At 71.2% G+C, this 16,224-nt stretch carries 14 protein-coding genes; 10 read left to right on the plus strand and 4 right to left on the minus strand.

All coding sequences use genetic code 11. The annotated features are described in order from the left end of the window. Positions 1 to 13 precede the first annotated feature (13 nt). From ABZ453_RS11760 to ABZ453_RS11785, 6 genes are all read left to right on the plus strand, one after another. The gene (locus tag ABZ453_RS11760; RefSeq protein ID WP_359014030.1) at positions 14 to 1,444 is read left to right on the plus strand and encodes a glycoside hydrolase family 28 protein; all 1,431 of its coding nucleotides are present in this window, start codon (positions 14 to 16) and stop codon (positions 1,442 to 1,444) included. Beyond that, the gene (locus ABZ453_RS11765) at positions 1,441 to 2,820 is read left to right on the plus strand and encodes a glycoside hydrolase family 28 protein (RefSeq protein ID WP_359014032.1); all 1,380 of its coding nucleotides are present in this window, start codon (positions 1,441 to 1,443) and stop codon (positions 2,818 to 2,820) included. Before ABZ453_RS11760 ends, ABZ453_RS11765 begins: the two co-directional genes overlap by 4 nt. Next, the gene (locus ABZ453_RS11770; protein WP_359014034.1) at positions 2,817 to 4,604 is read left to right on the plus strand and encodes an alpha-L-fucosidase; all 1,788 of its coding nucleotides are present in this window, start codon (positions 2,817 to 2,819) and stop codon (positions 4,602 to 4,604) included. Before ABZ453_RS11765 ends, ABZ453_RS11770 begins: the two co-directional genes overlap by 4 nt. A gap of 98 nt (positions 4,605 to 4,702) precedes the next feature. Next, positions 4,703 to 5,551: a GNAT family N-acetyltransferase gene (locus tag ABZ453_RS11775; RefSeq protein WP_359014036.1), complete on the plus strand. Its 849-nt coding sequence runs from the start codon at positions 4,703 to 4,705 to the stop codon at positions 5,549 to 5,551. A gap of 54 nt (positions 5,552 to 5,605) precedes the next feature. After that, complete coding sequence (locus tag ABZ453_RS11780; protein WP_359014038.1) at positions 5,606 to 6,136, plus strand: GNAT family N-acetyltransferase; 531 nt, start codon at positions 5,606 to 5,608, stop codon at positions 6,134 to 6,136. Between the two features lie 74 nt (positions 6,137 to 6,210). Continuing rightward, positions 6,211 to 7,914, plus strand: coding sequence for a proline--tRNA ligase (locus ABZ453_RS11785; protein ID WP_359014040.1), 1,704 nt, complete (start codon positions 6,211 to 6,213; stop codon positions 7,912 to 7,914). A gap of 435 nt (positions 7,915 to 8,349) precedes the next feature. Here ABZ453_RS11785 and ABZ453_RS11790 read toward each other — a convergent pair whose 3' ends face one another. From ABZ453_RS11790 to ABZ453_RS11805, 4 genes are all read right to left on the minus strand, one after another. Continuing rightward, positions 8,350 to 8,580 (minus strand): hypothetical protein, encoded by a 231-nt coding sequence (locus ABZ453_RS11790; protein WP_359014042.1) that lies wholly within the window; start codon positions 8,578 to 8,580, stop codon positions 8,350 to 8,352. A gap of 174 nt (positions 8,581 to 8,754) precedes the next feature. Beyond that, complete coding sequence (locus ABZ453_RS11795; protein ID WP_359014044.1) at positions 8,755 to 9,666, minus strand: aminoglycoside phosphotransferase family protein; 912 nt, start codon at positions 9,664 to 9,666, stop codon at positions 8,755 to 8,757. A gap of 27 nt (positions 9,667 to 9,693) precedes the next feature. Further along, entirely contained in the window at positions 9,694 to 10,170 is a 477-nt protein-coding gene (locus ABZ453_RS11800) for a ferritin-like domain-containing protein (RefSeq protein ID WP_359014046.1), read from the minus strand. Next, positions 10,167 to 10,712: a hypothetical protein gene (locus ABZ453_RS11805; protein ID WP_359014048.1), complete on the minus strand. Its 546-nt coding sequence runs from the start codon at positions 10,710 to 10,712 to the stop codon at positions 10,167 to 10,169. Before ABZ453_RS11805 ends, ABZ453_RS11800 begins: the two co-directional genes overlap by 4 nt. Positions 10,713 to 10,922: 210 nt before the next feature. Between ABZ453_RS11805 and rimP the strand changes: the two genes are divergently transcribed. The 4 genes from rimP to infB all read left to right on the plus strand — a co-directional run bounded on the left by rimP (position 10,923) and on the right by infB (position 16,085). Further along, the gene (gene rimP / locus ABZ453_RS11810; protein ID WP_359014050.1) at positions 10,923 to 11,432 is read left to right on the plus strand and encodes a ribosome maturation factor RimP; all 510 of its coding nucleotides are present in this window, start codon (positions 10,923 to 10,925) and stop codon (positions 11,430 to 11,432) included. Positions 11,433 to 11,434: 2 nt separating this feature from the next. Further along, on the plus strand, positions 11,435 to 12,421 hold the full coding sequence (nusA, locus tag ABZ453_RS11815) for a transcription termination factor NusA (RefSeq protein WP_133047437.1): 987 nt from the start codon (positions 11,435 to 11,437) through the stop codon (positions 12,419 to 12,421). A gap of 101 nt (positions 12,422 to 12,522) precedes the next feature. Beyond that, positions 12,523 to 12,819: a YlxR family protein gene (locus ABZ453_RS11820; protein ID WP_356769789.1), complete on the plus strand. Its 297-nt coding sequence runs from the start codon at positions 12,523 to 12,525 to the stop codon at positions 12,817 to 12,819. 146 nt (positions 12,820 to 12,965) lie between these two features. Beyond that, on the plus strand, positions 12,966 to 16,085 hold the full coding sequence (gene infB / locus ABZ453_RS11825; protein WP_359014053.1) for a translation initiation factor IF-2: 3,120 nt from the start codon (positions 12,966 to 12,968) through the stop codon (positions 16,083 to 16,085). The last annotated feature ends 139 nt before the right edge of the window (positions 16,086 to 16,224 follow it).

The following is a 16,224-nucleotide window of genomic DNA, read 5'->3' on the forward strand; positions in this document are numbered from 1 at the left end:
CAGGTGATCCCCCTTGCGCGCAAGCTTCCCCCGACGCACCGCCCGCATCTCCCGACGCACCGCCCTCGCCGCGGGGGGCCTGGCCGCGGCCGCCCCGCTGTTGACGCCGCCGCCCGCCGAGGCGGTCCCCGCCGACCCCTGGGCCCGGGTGCCCGGCATCCTCGCCCGGATCCGGCCGCCGCGATTCCCCGGCCGCCGGTTCGACATACGGGACTTCGGCGCCGTCGCCGGGGGAGTGACCCCGTGCACCGAGGCGTTCCGGCGGGCCGTCGCCGCCGCTCATGAGGCGGGCGGCGGCCGGGTCGTCGTACCTGATGGCAGGTACCTGACGGGGGCGATCCATCTGCGGAGCAACGTCGACCTCCATGTCACCGAGAACGCCGTCATCGCCTTCAGCCCCGACCCCGCCGACTACCTCCCCGCGGTGCTCACCCGCTGGGAGGGCACCGAGTGCTGGAACTACTCGCCATTCGTCTACGCCCACGGCTGCGAGAACGTCGCCGTCACCGGCACCGGCATCATCGACGGGCAGGCCCGGCTCGGCCCCTGGGAGAGCTGGTACCGCGACGGCAAGCTCCAGTCGCCCGACCAGAAGCTCCTGCGCCAGATGGGCAGTTCGGGCGTCCCGGTCGCCGAGCGGGTCTTTGGCGCCGGGCACTACCTGCGGCCCCAGCTGATCCAGTTCCACCGCTGCCGCAATGTCCTGGTCAGCGACGTCACGCTGGTCGACCCGCCGATGTGGACCGTGCACCCGGTGTTGTGCAGCAATGTCACCGTCCGTCGCGTCACCGTCGACAGCACCCTCTACAACACTGACGGCTGCGACCCCGAGGCATGCCGGGACGTGCACATCAGCGAGTGCTCCTTCGACACCAACGACGACTGTGTCGCCGTGAAGTCGGGGCGCGACGAGGACGGCCGGCGCGTCGGCGTGCCCAGTGAGAACGTCGTCGTGCAGGACTGCCGATTCTCCGGGCGCTGGGGCGGGCTCGCGGTCGGCAGCGAGATGTCGGGCGGGGTACGGAACGTCTTCGCCGAGCGATGTGTCGTCAACTCGCCGCAATTCCCCGGCCGTTATCCGGTCAAGTATCCGCTGTACGTCAAGACCAGCAAGAAGCGCGGCGGGTTCGTCTCCGGTGTGCACATCCGGGACTTCACGGGTACGGACGTGGACCGCGAGGCCGTCTACGTCACCGCGAACTACAACGGCGGTGAGAACGGCACCCTCCCGGTCACCGTCGAGGACATCACCGTCCGCCGTACCCGCCTGGACGGAGCGAAGGCGGTCCTGAACCTCGAGGGCCTCGCCACCGACCACCTCCACGGCGTCCACCTGGACCACTGCGACTTCACCGGGGTCCGCGGCCCGGACAGCGTGACGTACACCGACGACCTCACCGAACGGCACGTCACCGTCAACGGCACGGAGGTGACGACGCCATGAGACGCCGCACGCTCCTGAAGGCCTCCGGCGCCGCCCTCGTCCTGCCGAGGCCGCCGGCCTTGGTCGCCCCCGCCGACCCCTGGTCCCGCGTCCCCCGCATCCTCGCCCGCATCCGCCCGCCCGCCTTCCCGCACCGCTTCTTCGACATCCGCCGCTACGGCGCGGTCGGCGACGGCACCACCAAGAACACGCTGGCCTTCCGCCGGGCCGTCGAGGCCTGCCACGAGGCCGGGGGCGGCCATGTCGTCGTCCCCGAGGGCGTGTTCCTCACCGGTGCGATCCACCTGCTCAGCGGGGTGGACCTGCATGTCCAGGGCACGGTCCTGTTCAGCACCGACCCCGCCGACTACCTCCCGGTCGTCCTCACCCGCTTCGAGGGCACCGAGTGCTACAACTACTCGCCCTTCATATACGCCCACGGCCAGCGCGACCTCGCGATCACCGGCCCCGGCACCCTCGACGGACAGGGCATGGCGGGACCCTGGAAGAGCTGGCGCGATCCCGGCGGCGGCGCCCCCGCCGACCAGGAGGCGCTGCGCGGCATGGGCGAGCGGGGCGTGCCCGTCGCCGAGCGGGTCTTCGGCGCCGGCCACTACCTGCGCCCCAACATGGTCCAGTTCTACCGCTGCCGGAACATCCTCATCCGCGATGTCACGGTCCTCGAACCGGCCATGTGGACCCTCCACCCGGTGCTGTCCCGCAACATCCTGATCCAGGACGTCGACGTCATCGGCCGCATCAACAACAGCGACGGCTGCGACCCCGAGTGCTGCGAGGACGTCTACATCACCGGCTGCCGCTTCCACACCGAGGACGACTCGATCGCGGTCAAGTCCGGCCGCGACGAGGACGGCCTGCGGATCGGCACGCCGAGCCGGAACATCGTCGTACGCGACTGCGTGTTCTCCGGGAGGTGGGGCGGTATCGCGGTCGGCAGCGAGATGTCCGGCGGGGTGTACGACGTCTTCGCCGAGGACTGCCGCATCAACCCCCTTGATTTCCCCGGCCGATACAACCCTCGCCATCCCGTCTTCCTGAAGACCAACAAGAAGCGCGGCGGCGCCATCGACGGCGTGTACGTCCGCCGCTTCACCGGACGGCAGATCGACCGGGACTGCGTCTACCTGACCACCCGCTACTCCGGCCAGACCGGCGACCGCCCGGCGGTCATCCGCAACGTCCACGTCCAGGACATGGTCCACGACGGCGCCCGCCGCGCCATCAACCTCGAAGGCCTGGACTCCGACCCCTTCCGCCACATCCGCATCGAGCGTTGCGACTTCACCGGCATCGCCGAGCCGAACGTCATCGAGTCCGCACCGGATCTCGTCCTGAGGAAAGTGTTCGTCAACGGAACAGAGGTCACGTATCCATGAGACCCGCACGGAGCACCGTCCACCTGCTGTGGGTGGCCGTACTCGCCCTGCTCTGCGGCCTGTTCGCCGCGCCCGCGTCGCAGGCGGCGGCCGCGCACCACCCCGCGTACCCGCCCCGCCAGACCATGCTGCGCCATGCCACCGCCGGCATGTTCCTGCACTGGGGCATGTTCACCGCGCCCAAACACCTCGACTGCGCGAGCTGGGAGAAGGACGTCACCGACGGCGGCTGGAACCCGGACTACTGGGTCGACGAGGCCCGCAAGATCCGCGCGAGCTACATCGTCCTCGCCACCTTCCACTCCCGCCTCGGCTACGCCCGCCCCTGGCCGTCGGCGATCCCCGGCTCCTGCTCGACCAAGCGGGACATCCTCGGTGAACTCGTCGACGCGGCCGCCAAGAAGGGCCTGAAGGTCATCCTCTACATGACCGACGACCCCAAGTGGCACAACGAGCAGGGCGTCGAGACCCTCGACTCCGCCGCCTACTCGGCCTACAAGGGCCACGACGTCGACCTCACCACCCGCGAGGGCTTCGGCGAGTTCAGCTACGACAACTTCTTCGAGGTCATGAAGAAGTACCCGAAGCTGTCGGGTTTCTGGATCGACAACGACAACGAGTACTGGGAACAGCACCAGCTCTACGAGCAGATCCGCCAGTTGCGCCCGGACATGACCCTGAGCAACAACAACGAGGACACCCCGATCATGGACATGGTGTCCCATGAGCAGAAGGTCGGCATGACCCCGCCGTACGACCAGCCGTCGGCGATCTGGACCCCGATGCCCCGCCTGACCGAGTCCTGCTACAAGGTCCCCGACACCGGCAGCTGGTGGTACGACGGCCAGGACCGCCCGGTGTCGACCGGTCTCAACGTCGACCGGTACATCGCCAACGCGGGCAACTCCATCCTCTCCCTCGCCGACTTCACCGCCATGGTCAACGGCCGCTTCCCCGCCCAGCAGGAGAAGTTCCTCGACCTGATGAAGGACTACCTCCCGCCCATCTGGCAGTCCCTGCACGGGGTGTACGGCGGCGGGTTCATGTACGGCGGTATGCAGCCCGGCAGTTGGAACGACGGCTCCTACGGCTACATCACCGTCAGCCGCACCGACCGCACGACCCAGTACGTCCACGTCACCACGAAGCCGACCTCCGGCGACCAGGTCCGCATCCGTGACAACGGCTACCGGATCGAGAGGATCACCGACCTGCGCACCGGCAAGCGGTTCCACTTCGAGCAGCAGGACGGCACCCTCACCATCAAGGGCGTCACCGACTGGGACCCGTACGACACCGTCTTCAAGGTCCGTACCGCACCCGTGCGTGAGGGCGTCTACCCGACCGGTGCGGTCAAGTCCTCCGATCCCGCCCTCACCGACGGCGACTTCACCACCTACAGCGACAACAAGGGTGTCCTGCCCGCCAGTTACACCCTCGACCTGGGCCGCGTCCGCAAGGCCTCCTTCCTCGGCGTCAACCAGCGCGAATGGTCGCCGACATACAACCGGGAGACCTTCGGCAGAAAGGAGGACTCCGCGCGGATCAAGGACTACACCGTGTCCGTGAGTGACGACGGAACGACATGGAGTGAGGTGAGGGCCGGGGTGCTGGAGAGCGCCCGCGGCATCCGCTTCATCGACCTCCCCGCCGCTCTGCGCACCCGCTACATCCGCCTCGACGTGCCCACCACCTGGGGCGCCCCCACCGTGCCCGCGTTCTACCAGCAGCTGCGGATCGACGAGATACAGGTCGGCTACGGCCATCCCACGAGCCACGGCTGACGTACGGGCCCTGCCGCGTCGCCGCACGGGGCGGCGCGGCCCACATTCGGCAGGTACAGTGCGGAGATCAGCAGAACCCTCAGCGTGAGGTCCCGCACGTGTTGACCCAGACCACCTCCCGAGTGCTCGAACCGAGCGACCTGGACGCCGCGCTCGCCGTCCTCGACCGCGAGCCGGTCACGAACGCCTTCGTGACGTCCCGCGTCCAGGTCGCCGGCCTCGACCCGTGGCGGCTCGGCGGCGAGATGTGGGGCTTCTACGAGGACGGCATGCTCACGTCCCTGTGCTACGCCGGCGCCAACCTGGTCCCGATCTGCGCCACCCCGCGCGCCGTGCGCTCCTTCGCCGACCGCGCCCGCCGGGCCGGCCGCCGCTGCTCCTCCATCGTCGGCCCCGCCGAGGCCACCACCCAGCTGTGGCGGCTGCTCGAACCCAGCTGGGGCCCCGCCCGCGAGGTCCGCGCCCACCAGCCGCTCATGGTCGCCGACCGCATGCCCGCCGACATAGCCCCCGATCCGTACGTCCGCCGCATCCGCAAGGACGAGATGGAAACGATCATGCCGGCGTGCGTGGCGATGTTCACCGAGGAGGTCGGCGTCTCCCCGCTGGCCGGCGACGGCGGTCTGCTCTACCAGGCCCGGGTCGCCGAACTCGTCGGCTCCGGCCGCTCCTTCGCCCGCCTCGACGAGCACGGCAAGGTCGTCTTCAAGGCCGAGATCGGCGCGGCGACCCCGCAGGCCTGCCAGATCCAGGGCGTCTGGGTGGCCCCCGAGTACCGGGGCAGGGGCCTCGCCGTGCCCGGCATGGCGGCGGTCCTGCGGTACGCCCTGGCCGACGTGGCGCCGGTGGTGAGCCTGTACGTCAACGACTTCAACACCCCGGCGCGGCGGACCTACCTGAAGGTGGGATTCCAGGAGGTCGGCGCGTTCACGAGCGTGCTCTTCTAGTCGCTGTTCACAGTGCTGTTCTGAGCCTCCTGGGAGACCTGTAGTCTCCCCCGCATGGACCTCGTCATCGGCCCCCTCGACCTCCCCGCCCACGTAGACGAGGCTCTCGCCGTCCAGGCCGTCGCCTTCGGCCTCGGCGCGGACGAAGTGGCCGTCCGCCGACAGATCGTCCTGCGCCACATGACCTACCCCGGAGCCCGCGCCCTCGGCGCCACCAGCGGCGGCCGGCTCGTCGGGTTCGTGTACGGCATGCCGAACGACCGCACCCACTGGTGGTCGACCGTCGTCGAGCCCTATCTCCGCGCCCAGGGCCACGACGCCTGGCTCGACGACTCCTTCGTGATCACCGAGCTGCACGTCCACCCCCACTACCAGAACCGCGGCATCGGCCGCTCCCTGATCACCACCATCACCGACGCCGCCGCCGAACCCCGCTCGATCCTGTCCGCGATCGACACCGACAGCCCGGCCCGCGGCCTCTACCACTCCCTCGGCTACGAGGACCTGGCCCGCCGCGTCCTGTTCCCCAGCGCCCCGAAGCCGTACGCCGTGATGGGCGCCCCCCTCCCGCTGCGCCACCGGTAACGGATTTCCACCGGCACAGCGACCCCGGCTAACCTCCTAGCCATCACTGTTTTCCCGGCAGGAGTACGAGAACCATGGCCAACGCACCGGTCCAGCGCATGTCCCAGTTGATGGCGAAGACGCTGCGCGACGACCCGGCGGACGCCGAGGTCCTCAGCCACAAGCTGCTCGTCCGCGCCGGCTACGTCCGCCGCACCGCGGCCGGCATCTGGAGCTGGCTGCCGCTGGGCAAGAAGGTGCTGGCCAACGTCGAGCGCGTCGTCCGTGAGGAGATGGACGCGATCGGCGCCCAGGAGGTCCTGCTCCCCGCCCTGCTGCCCCGGGAGCCCTACGACGCCACCGGCCGCTGGGACGAGTACGGCCAGGAGCTGTTCCGCCTCAAGGACCGCAAGGGCGGCGACTACCTCCTCGGCCCGACCCACGAGGAGATCTTCACCCTGCTGGTGAAGGACCAGGCGTCCTCGTACAAGGACCTGCCGGTCATCCTCTACCAGATCCAGCACAAGTACCGCGACGAGGCCCGCCCGCGGGCCGGCATCCTGCGCGGCCGCGAGTTCCTGATGAAGGACTCGTACTCCTTCGACACCGAGGACGAGGGCCTCGCCCAGTCCTACGCCCTGCACCGCCAGGCCTACCAGCGGATCTTCGAGCGCCTCGGCCTCGACTACCGCATCTGCGCCGCCACCGCCGGCGCCATGGGCGGCTCCAAGTCCGAGGAGTTCCTCGCCCCGGCCGGAGCCGGCGAGGACACCTTCGCCGACTGCCCGAACTGCGACTTCGCCGCCAACACCGAGGCGATCACCTACGAGCTGAAGCCGGTGGACGCCGACGGCGTGCCCGCGCTCGAGGAGATCCCCACCCCGGACACCCCGACCATCGAGACCCTCGCCGCCCACCTCGGCGTCGAGGCCTCCGCCACCCTGAAGAACCTCCTCGTCAAGGTCGACGGCGAGATCGTCGCCGTCGGTGTCCCCGGCGACCGCGAGGTCGACATGGACAAGGTCGAGGCGCACTTCGCCCCGGCGGTCGTCGAGATGGTGACCGAGGCCGACTTCGCCGGCCGCCCGGACCTGGTCCGCGGCTACGTCGGCCCGCAGGGCCGCGGCGAGAAGGTCACGTACATCGCCGACCCGCGCGTGGCCCCCGGCACGGCCTGGATCACCGGCGCCAACAAGGCCCACACGCACGCCAAGAACGTCGTCGCCGGACGTGACTTCCAGGTCGACGCGTACGTCGACGTCGTGGTCGTCCAGGAGGGCGACCCCTGCCCCCAGTGCGGCACCGGCCTGAAGCTGGACCGCGCCATCGAGATCGGCCACATCTTCCAGCTCGGCCGCAAGTACGCCGACGCCCTCAAGCTCGACGTCCTCGGCCAGAACGGCAAGCCGGTCCGCGTGACCATGGGCTCCTACGGCATCGGCGTCTCCCGCGCCGTCGCCGCGCTCGCCGAGCAGACCGCCGACGACAAGGGCCTGGTGTGGCCGAAGGAGGTCGCGCCCGCCGACGTCCACGTCGTCGCCGCCGGCAAGGCCCTGCAGACCGAACTGGCCCTGGAGGTCTCCGAGAAGCTGCGCGCCGCGGGCCTGCGCGTCCTCGTCGACGACCGCGCCGGCGTCTCCCCGGGCGTGAAGTTCACCGACGCCGAGCTCATCGGCGTACCGCAGATCCTGGTCGCCGGCCGCCGCTCCGCCGAGGGCGTGCTGGAGCTCAAGGACCGCAGGACCGGTGAGCGCGAGGAGCTGACGGTGGACGAGGCGATCGCCCGCCTCACCGCGTAAAGGAACTCCTCGGAAACCTCTGGGGGCACCTGAAGCTGCCTCACAGACTTCTCGCCGCGGTCCGTAGGGGGACCCGCCGCACCGCGGCGACAGCGGCGGCCGTCACACTGGCGGCCGCCACCGGAATGTTTGTCCGCCAACGGCACCGGCTCCACCGGTCTCCACCTCGGGGGCGTCGTGGTGAGCGCGCCGGTCGAGCCCCGCAGGACGGCCGTCGTCGAGTGGCGTGCCCTGGGCGCCACGGTCCGCCTGGTCGTCACCGACCCGGCCCTGCTGGACTCCCGCCGGGCCCGCAGGGCACCACCCGCACCGCGGAACTCCTCCCGGAACAGGTCGTGTTGGACGAGCGGACGGTGCAGCGGGCCCGCAAGGCCGCCGCGGACTGACCCGTGCTCGCTCTCAAGTCCGTCTCCGCACCGGTCGGCCGACGGACGGTCACCCCACGGCACAGGGGGAGGGGGCGCGGGGGGCGAGCTCGCGCGGAAGCTCCACGCGCATACCGCAGAAACACACGAGCAGACCGCCGCGCGACGCGGTGGCACCCAGATCGATCGTCAGGATGTCACTGATCTCCCGGAGCGCGTCGCGTGCCTGGACGCCTCTGGCCACAACGATGCTGACCTCGTCAGGATCCCAGACCGCGATTCTCGGCAGATCGTCTGCCATGCAAACGCGGACGCACACAACTGTCTCCCCAGGGATGCACAACGACACGCAATGATCCGCGTCTGCTGGGTGGCTCCGCTGGTTCGTCACGCCTGAGAGGACCTCACGACCTCACGGGCGTTGAACCGTCCTACCGGCCCGGCGGCGACCCGAGGCCTCGGAACCACCCGGAGGTCAGAGCCACCCGGCGAATTCGAGCAACAGCTCCGCGTCCTTCGCCCGCCCCACCCGAAGGGCCCGCACCCCCGACTCCACGGCCCGGAACAACGTCCACCCCCGCAACCGCTCCTGATCCACGTCCAACGACTCGGCCAACCGCTTGACCCGCCGCCGAGTGGTCGCCGCCCCCGACGGCGAGGCGATCAAGTCCTCCACCCGATCCCGCACCAACCGCGCCAGATCGAACGCACTCTCCCCGACCACCGGATCCGGTCCCACGGCCAACCACGGCATCCGCTCCCCGGCCAGCACCTTGCTCTGCCGGAACGTCCCGTGCAGCAACCGCCCCTCGGGCGGCGCACCCAACAGCTCGGCCCGCGCTCCGAGCGCCGCGTCGACCAGTCCGGCCACCTCGCCGAAGGCACCCGCGCCGGCCCTCATGGCCTCCGCCTGCCGCCCCGTCCGCTCGGCGACCGTCTCGAAGACATGACCGGCGGGCGGCTCCACCCACAGCCGCCGCAGGGTCCCCGCCGCCTCCAGCAACGCCTTCGCCTCCGGCAGCGACCGCACGGAGACGTCAGGGTGCAGTCGCTCCAGCAGCAGCACACCGTCCTGCGCATCGCCCTGGGGCACGTTTTCGACGAGTTCTACGGCTCCGAGGCCGCCCCAGTGGGACAGCGCCGCCCGTTCGGCCCCCGGCCGCGACCGCGGCGGCGCCAGTTTGAGCACGGCCGGGCTGCCGTCGGGGCGCCGGACCAGCACGACCAGGCTGCTGCGGCCCCCGGGCACCTGCACCCGCTCCACGGTCAACTCGCGTAGCGCGACGGCCCGTTCCGCCGCCTCGGGCAGCTTCTCCAGCCAGCCGTCACCGTCCGGTGCCGTCTCGCCGAGCGCCCGCACCAGACGCCGCGGGGGTTCGAAAGCCATACCCGAGTCGTTCCCTTCCCGTGCCCATCACGCCGAGGGCGTCGGCGAGGCGGAGGTCGTGCCGGTCGTGGCCGCCCGCTCGGCGAGCCCAGGGAAGGCTACGCTCTCCCCGCTCCAGCGCACCGCCCGCACCGCCGCCTCCCGCAGCGCCTCGGCACCCGAGCGCCGCCGCTCGCCCTCGGTGGCCCGCACCACGTCGGAGTACACCCCGGCCACCCGGTCCTCCAGTTCCGCGGCCAGCTTCACGGCCGCCGCCGGGTCCGGCACCGGGAACGGCAGCGCGTACGCGGCCGCCGCGGCGACCGGCGTGCCCCCGAGGTCCCGGATGTCGCGGGTGAGGGCGTCACGGCGGGAGCGGTGGGCGTCGTAGGCGGATCGGGCCTCGGCGCGCCGGTCCTCGCCGATCCGGCCGCCGACCACTCCGTAGCCGTAGACCGCCGCGTGCTCGGCGGCCAGCGCCGCCTGCAGGGCCTTGAGCGCCTTCTGTCTGCTCTCGTCGCTCACCTGGCACCCTCCGTCAGCAGATACGCGTGCGCCGCCCCGGCCGCCGCGACCGACGCCAGCAGTCGCGCCAGCTCTCCCGGCATGTCCAGGAGCGCCGTCGTACGCCGTTCGGCCAGCGCCCGCTCGGCGGCGGCGAGCTGCGCGACGGCCTCCTTCTCGTCGACCGGTACGGCGGCGGACGGTGACCCGGGCACCTGCCCGGACGCCGACGCGGAGGGCGACGCGGACGCCGGGCTTCCCTTCGCCACCGTCCCTCCGAACGCCTCCGTGTGCCGCACGACCTCCGCCCGCAGGGGCCGCAGCCGCTCCGCCGCCGCCGGATGCGCGGCGAGCACGGCGTCGTACCGCTGCAGCAGCCCCGCGCTCTCCCGAGCCGCACGCGCGCGTGCCCTCGCGGTGAGCGACGGGCTGCCGCCGGTGCTCTCCTCGGACTCCCCGGAGCCGTGCGAACAGCCCGCCAGCAGGGCGGTCCCGGCGACGGAGGCGAGCAGGGATCTTCTGCGCGGCCCCGAGAGGGTGCGCGGGTGTGGGGGGTACTGCACGGGTGACGTCCTCGGGGGCTCGTACGAACATCGGGCGAACACACGGGCGGGGAGTGTTCCGCCGTGATCACGGTACCCGCGCTCACGTTCGGTGCCGCTCATCGGCACCGGCCGTGCACAGGTGGACGGCAACACTCCCTGCGACCGGATACCCTTTGACCAGACACGCGACCATCCCACAACAGCACACGCGGCCGAGGAGTCACCCGGATGAGCACCACCCAGAGCGAGAGGCTGCGAGAGCTCCTGGAACCGCTCGTCAGCTCCCAGGGCCTGGATCTCGAAGAGATCGCGGTGGACTCCGTCGGACGCAAGCGGGTGCTGCGCGTCGTCGTCGACTCCGACACGGGTGCGGATCTGGACCAGATCGCCGATGTGAGCCGCGCGCTCTCGGCGAAGCTCGACGAGACGGACGCTATGGGCGAGGGGGAGTACACCCTCGAGGTCGGCACCCCGGGCGCGGAACGCCTCCTCAAGGAGCACCGGCACTATCTGCGCGCCAAGGGCCGGCTGGTGAGGTTCCAGCTGACCGAGGGCGGCGAACTGGTCGCCAGGATCCTCGACGTCGACGACGAGGGCGTCGACCTCGAAGTGCCCGGGGTCAAGGGGCGCAAGGCCACCGCACGCAGAGTCGCCTTCGGCGACGTCGAGAAGGCGCGCGTGCAGGTCGAGTTCAGCCGCAAGGACGACAAGGACGACAAGAAGGAAGAGGAGGCGTAGCCGTGGACATCGACATGAGTGCCCTGCGGGGCTTGGTACGGGAGAAGGAGATCTCCTTCGACCTGCTGGTCGAGGCGATCGAGTCGGCCCTCCTCATCGCCTACCACCGCACCGAGGGAAGCCGCCGGCACGCGCGCGTGGAGCTCAACCGGGAGACCGGACATGTGACCGTGTGGGCGAAGGAGGACCCCGAGGACCTCGAGGAGGGCCAGGAGCCCCGCGAGTTCGACGACACCCCGTCCGGCTTCGGCCGTATCGCCGCCACCACCGCCAAGCAGGTCATCCTGCAGCGGCTGCGCGACGCCGAGGACGACGCGACGCTCGGCGAGTACGCCGGCCGCGAGGGCGACATCGTCACCGGAGTGGTCCAGCAGGGCCGCGACCCGAAGAACGTGCTCGTGGACATCGGCAAGCTGGAGGCCATCCTGCCCGTGCAGGAGCAGGTGCCGGGCGAGACCTACCCCCACGGCATGCGGCTGCGGTCGTACGTCGTCCGCGTGGCCAAGGGCGTCCGCGGCCCCTCGGTGACCCTCTCCCGTACACACCCCAACCTGGTGAAGAAGCTCTTCGCCCTGGAGGTGCCGGAGATCGCCGACGGGTCCGTGGAGATCGCCGCGATCGCCCGTGAGGCCGGTCACCGCACCAAGATCGCCGTCCGGTCCACCCGTTCGGGCCTGAACGCCAAGGGCGCCTGCATCGGCCCGATGGGCGGCCGGGTGCGCAATGTGATGGGCGAGCTGAACGGTGAGAAGATCGACATCGTGGACTGGTCCGACGACCCGGCCGAGATGGTCGCCAACGCCCTCTCGCCGGCCCGGGTCTCCAAGGTGGAGGTCGTCGACCTCGCCGCCCGTTCCGCGCGCGTGACGGTGCCGGACTACCAGCTGTCGCTGGCGATCGGCAAGGAGGGCCAGAACGCCCGCCTCGCGGCCCGCCTGACCGGCTGGCGGATCGACATCCGGCCCGACACCGAGCAGGCCGGGGAATAGATCTCGGCCCGGGGTGGGTTGGATCGAGACGGATCTTGCTCGGCGGTTGTTCGAAACCTCACCCAGAGGGGTGAGGTCGGTACGGGGAGGTAGACTGAGGAGTGTCTGGCCGGACGCACGCCCGCGCCTGCCCTGAACGCACCTGTGTGGGGTGCCGGGAGCGAGCGGCCAAGACGGATCTGCTGCGCATCGTGGCGATCAAGGACGCTTGCGTCCCCGATCCTCGCGGTACGCTGCCCGGCCGGGGTGCGTATGTACACCCCGTCTCGGTCTGTCTCGACCAGGCGGTACGCCGCCGGGCGTTCACGCGGGCGCTGCGCGCCCCGGGAGCGCTCGACATTAAGGCGTTGCGCCAGTACGTCGAGCAGACAACAGTTGCTGAGCAGGCAACACCGTAAGACGTGCCGTACGGAACCCCGTGCGGCCCTAGGTACCCCGCGAGTTGGAAGTAGGTCGAGATTGCGATGAGCACTCGATGAGCACGCGATGAGTACGCCCATGAAGTAGCGACGGTCCGGACGCACCCGGACCTAAAAGGAGCGAAGTGGCTAAGGTCCGGGTATACGAACTCGCCAAGGAGTTCGGGGTTGAGAGCAAGGTCGTCATGGCCAAGCTCCAGGAACTCGGTGAATTCGTCCGTTCGGCGTCTTCGACCATCGAAGCGCCCGTCGTCCGCAAACTGACGGACGCCCTCCAGCAGGGCAACGGAGGCGGCAAGGCCGCCTCCGCACGCAAGGCCGCCCCGGCACGTCCGGCGGCCCCCTCTCCCGCGCAGGGCGCCCGTCCGGCCGCCCCGCGCCCGCCGGCCCCGAAGCCGGCTGTCGCCGAGAAGCCCGCGGCTCCCGCCGCGCCGGTCTCTCCCGGCCCCCGTCCCACCCCGGGCCCGAAGCCCGCGCCGCGGCCCGCCCCGGCGTCCCCGGCTCCGACGACGCCCGAGTTCACGGCACCCCCGTCGGCCCCTGCGGCCCCCGCGTCCCAGGGCTCCGGCCCGCGTCCGGGCGCCCCGCGCCCCAGCGGCCAGACCGCCCGTCCGGGCGCCCCGCGTCCCGGTGGCCCCGGCCAGGGCGGCCAGGGTCGCGGCGACCGCGGTGACCGTCCCGGCGCCCCGCGTCCGGGTGGCCAGGCCCCGCGTCCCGGTGCCCGTCCGGCCGGTCCGCGTCCGGGCAACAACCCCTTCACCTCCGGCGGCTCCACCGGCATGGCGCGCCCGCAGGCGCCCCGTCCGGGCGGTGCCCCGCGACCCGGCGGCCCCGGTGCCCCCGGTGAGCGTTCCGGCGGCGCCCCGCGTCCGCAGGGCCAGGGCGGTCCCCGTCCCCAGGGCGCGGCGGGCGGTCCCCGTCCGCAGGCTCCGGGCGGCCCGCGTCCGACCCCGGGCGGCATGCCCCGTCCGCAGGGCGGTCCCCGTCCCGGCGGCGGCCCCGGCGGCCCGCGTCCCAACCCCGGCATGATGCCGCAGCGTCCCGCTGCCGGCCCCCGCCCCGGTGGCGGCGGTCCCGGCGGTCGCGGTCCCGGTGGCGGCGGTCGTCCCGGTGGCGGTGGCGGCGGTCGTCCGGGCGGCGGCGGCTTCGCCGGTCGTCCGGGTGGCGGCGGCGGTGGCGGCTTCGCCGGCCGTCCCGGCGGTCCCGGTGGCGGTGGCGGCGGTTTCGCCGGCCGTCCCGGCGGTCCCGGTGCGGGTGCCGGCGGCGGTGGCCGTCCCGGCTTCGGCGGTCGTCCCGGTGGTCCGGGCGGTCGTGGTGGCACGCAGGGCGCCTTCGGTCGTCCCGGCGGTCCCGCGCGCCGTGGCCGCAAGTCGAAGCGGCAGAGGCGCCAGGAGTACGAGGCCATGCAGGCGCCGAGCGTCGGCGGCGTGATGCTGCCGCGCGGCAACGGCGAGAGCATCCGTCTCTCCCGTGGCGCGTCGCTCACCGACTTCGCGGAGAAGATCAACGCCAACCCGGCGTCGCTCGTCGCGGTCATGATGAACCTCGGCGAGATGGTCACGGCCACGCAGTCCGTCTCCGACGAGACGCTGCAGCTCCTCGCCGACGAGATGAACTACACGGTTCAGATCGTCAGCCCCGAGGAGGAGGACCGTGAGCTGCTCGAGTCCTTCGACATCGAGTTCGGCGAGGACGAGGGCGGCGAGGAGGACCTGGTCGTCCGTCCGCCGGTCGTGACCGTCATGGGTCACGTCGACCACGGTAAGACCCGGCTCCTCGACGCCATCCGCAAGACGAACGTCATCGCGGGCGAGGCCGGCGGCATCACCCAGCACATCGGTGCCTACCAGGTCGCGACCGAGGTCAACGACGAAGAGCGCAAGATCACCTTCATCGACACCCCGGGTCACGAGGCGTTCACCGCCATGCGTGCCCGTGGTGCGAAGTCGACCGACATCGCGATCCTGGTCGTCGCGGCCAACGACGGCGTCATGCCGCAGACGGTCGAGGCGCTCAACCACGCCAAGGCAGCCGACGTCCCGATCGTCGTCGCGGTCAACAAGATCGACGTCGAGGGCGCCGACCCGACCAAGGTGCGCGGTCAGCTGACCGAGTACGGCCTGGTGGCCGAGGAGTACGGCGGCGACACCATGTTCGTCGACATCTCCGCCAAGCAGGGTCTGCACATCGACTCCCTGCTGGAGGCCGTGATCCTGACGGCCGACGCCTCGCTCGACCTGCGGGCCAACCCGAACCAGGACGCGCAGGGCATCTCGATCGAGTCCCGTCTCGACCGCGGCCGCGGTGCCGTGGCGACGGTCCTCGTCCAGCGAGGCACGCTGCGGGTCGGCGACACGATGGTCGTGGGCGACGCCTACGGCCGGGTGCGCGCCATGCTCGACGACAACGGCAACAACGTCGCCGAGGCCGGCCCGTCGACGCCGGTCCAGGTCCTGGGCCTGACCAACGTCCCGGGTGCGGGCGACAACTTCATCGTGGTGGACGAGGACCGTACGGCCCGTCAGATCGCGGAGAAGCGCGCCGCCCGTGAGCGCAACGCCGCGTTCGCCAAGCGCACGCGCCGCGTGTCGCTGGAGGACCTGGACAAGGTGCTGAAGGCCGGCGAGGTCCAGCAGCTGAACCTGATCATCAAGGGCGACGCGTCCGGATCGGTCGAGGCGCTGGAATCCTCCCTGCTCCAGCTGGACGTCGGCGAAGAGGTCGACATCCGCGTCCTGCACCGCGGCGTCGGTGCGGTCACGGAGTCGGACATCGACCTGGCGATGGGCTCCGACGCCATCGTGATCGGCTTCAACGTCCGTGCGGCAGGCCGCGCGGCGCAGATGGCCGAGCGCGAGGGCGTGGACGTCCGGTACTACTCGGTCATCTACCAGGCGATCGAGGAGATCGAGGCGGCCCTGAAGGGCATGCTGAAGCCGGAGTTCGAGGAGGTCGAGCTCGGTACGGCGGAGATCCGCGAGGTCTTCAAGTCGTCCAAGCTGGGCAACATCGCCGGTGTCCTCATCCGCTCCGGCGAGGTGCGCCGCAACACCAAGGCCCGCCTCATCCGCGACGGCAAGGTGGTCGCGGAGAACCTCAACATCGAGGGCCTGCGTCGCTTCAAGGACGACGTCACCGAGATCCGCGAAGGGTTCGAGGGCGGTATCAACCTCGGCAACTTCAACGACATCAAGGTGGACGACGTCATCGCGACGTACGAGATGCGCGAGAAGCCGCGCGTCTGATCCAGCACGCGATCGGGGCCGGTCGGCGGGGAAGTTCCTCCATGGAATTTCCGTCGATCGGCCCCGGCCGTTGCGTGTACGGTTCCCGTATCGGCGTCGAAGCGTGGCGCCCGTACCCCGAACCGGCGGGACATCCGGA

The sequence above is a fragment of the Streptomyces sp. NPDC005799 genome (genome assembly GCF_040630525.1).
GTDB lineage: Bacteria > Actinomycetota > Actinomycetes > Streptomycetales > Streptomycetaceae > Streptomyces > Streptomyces griseorubiginosus_B.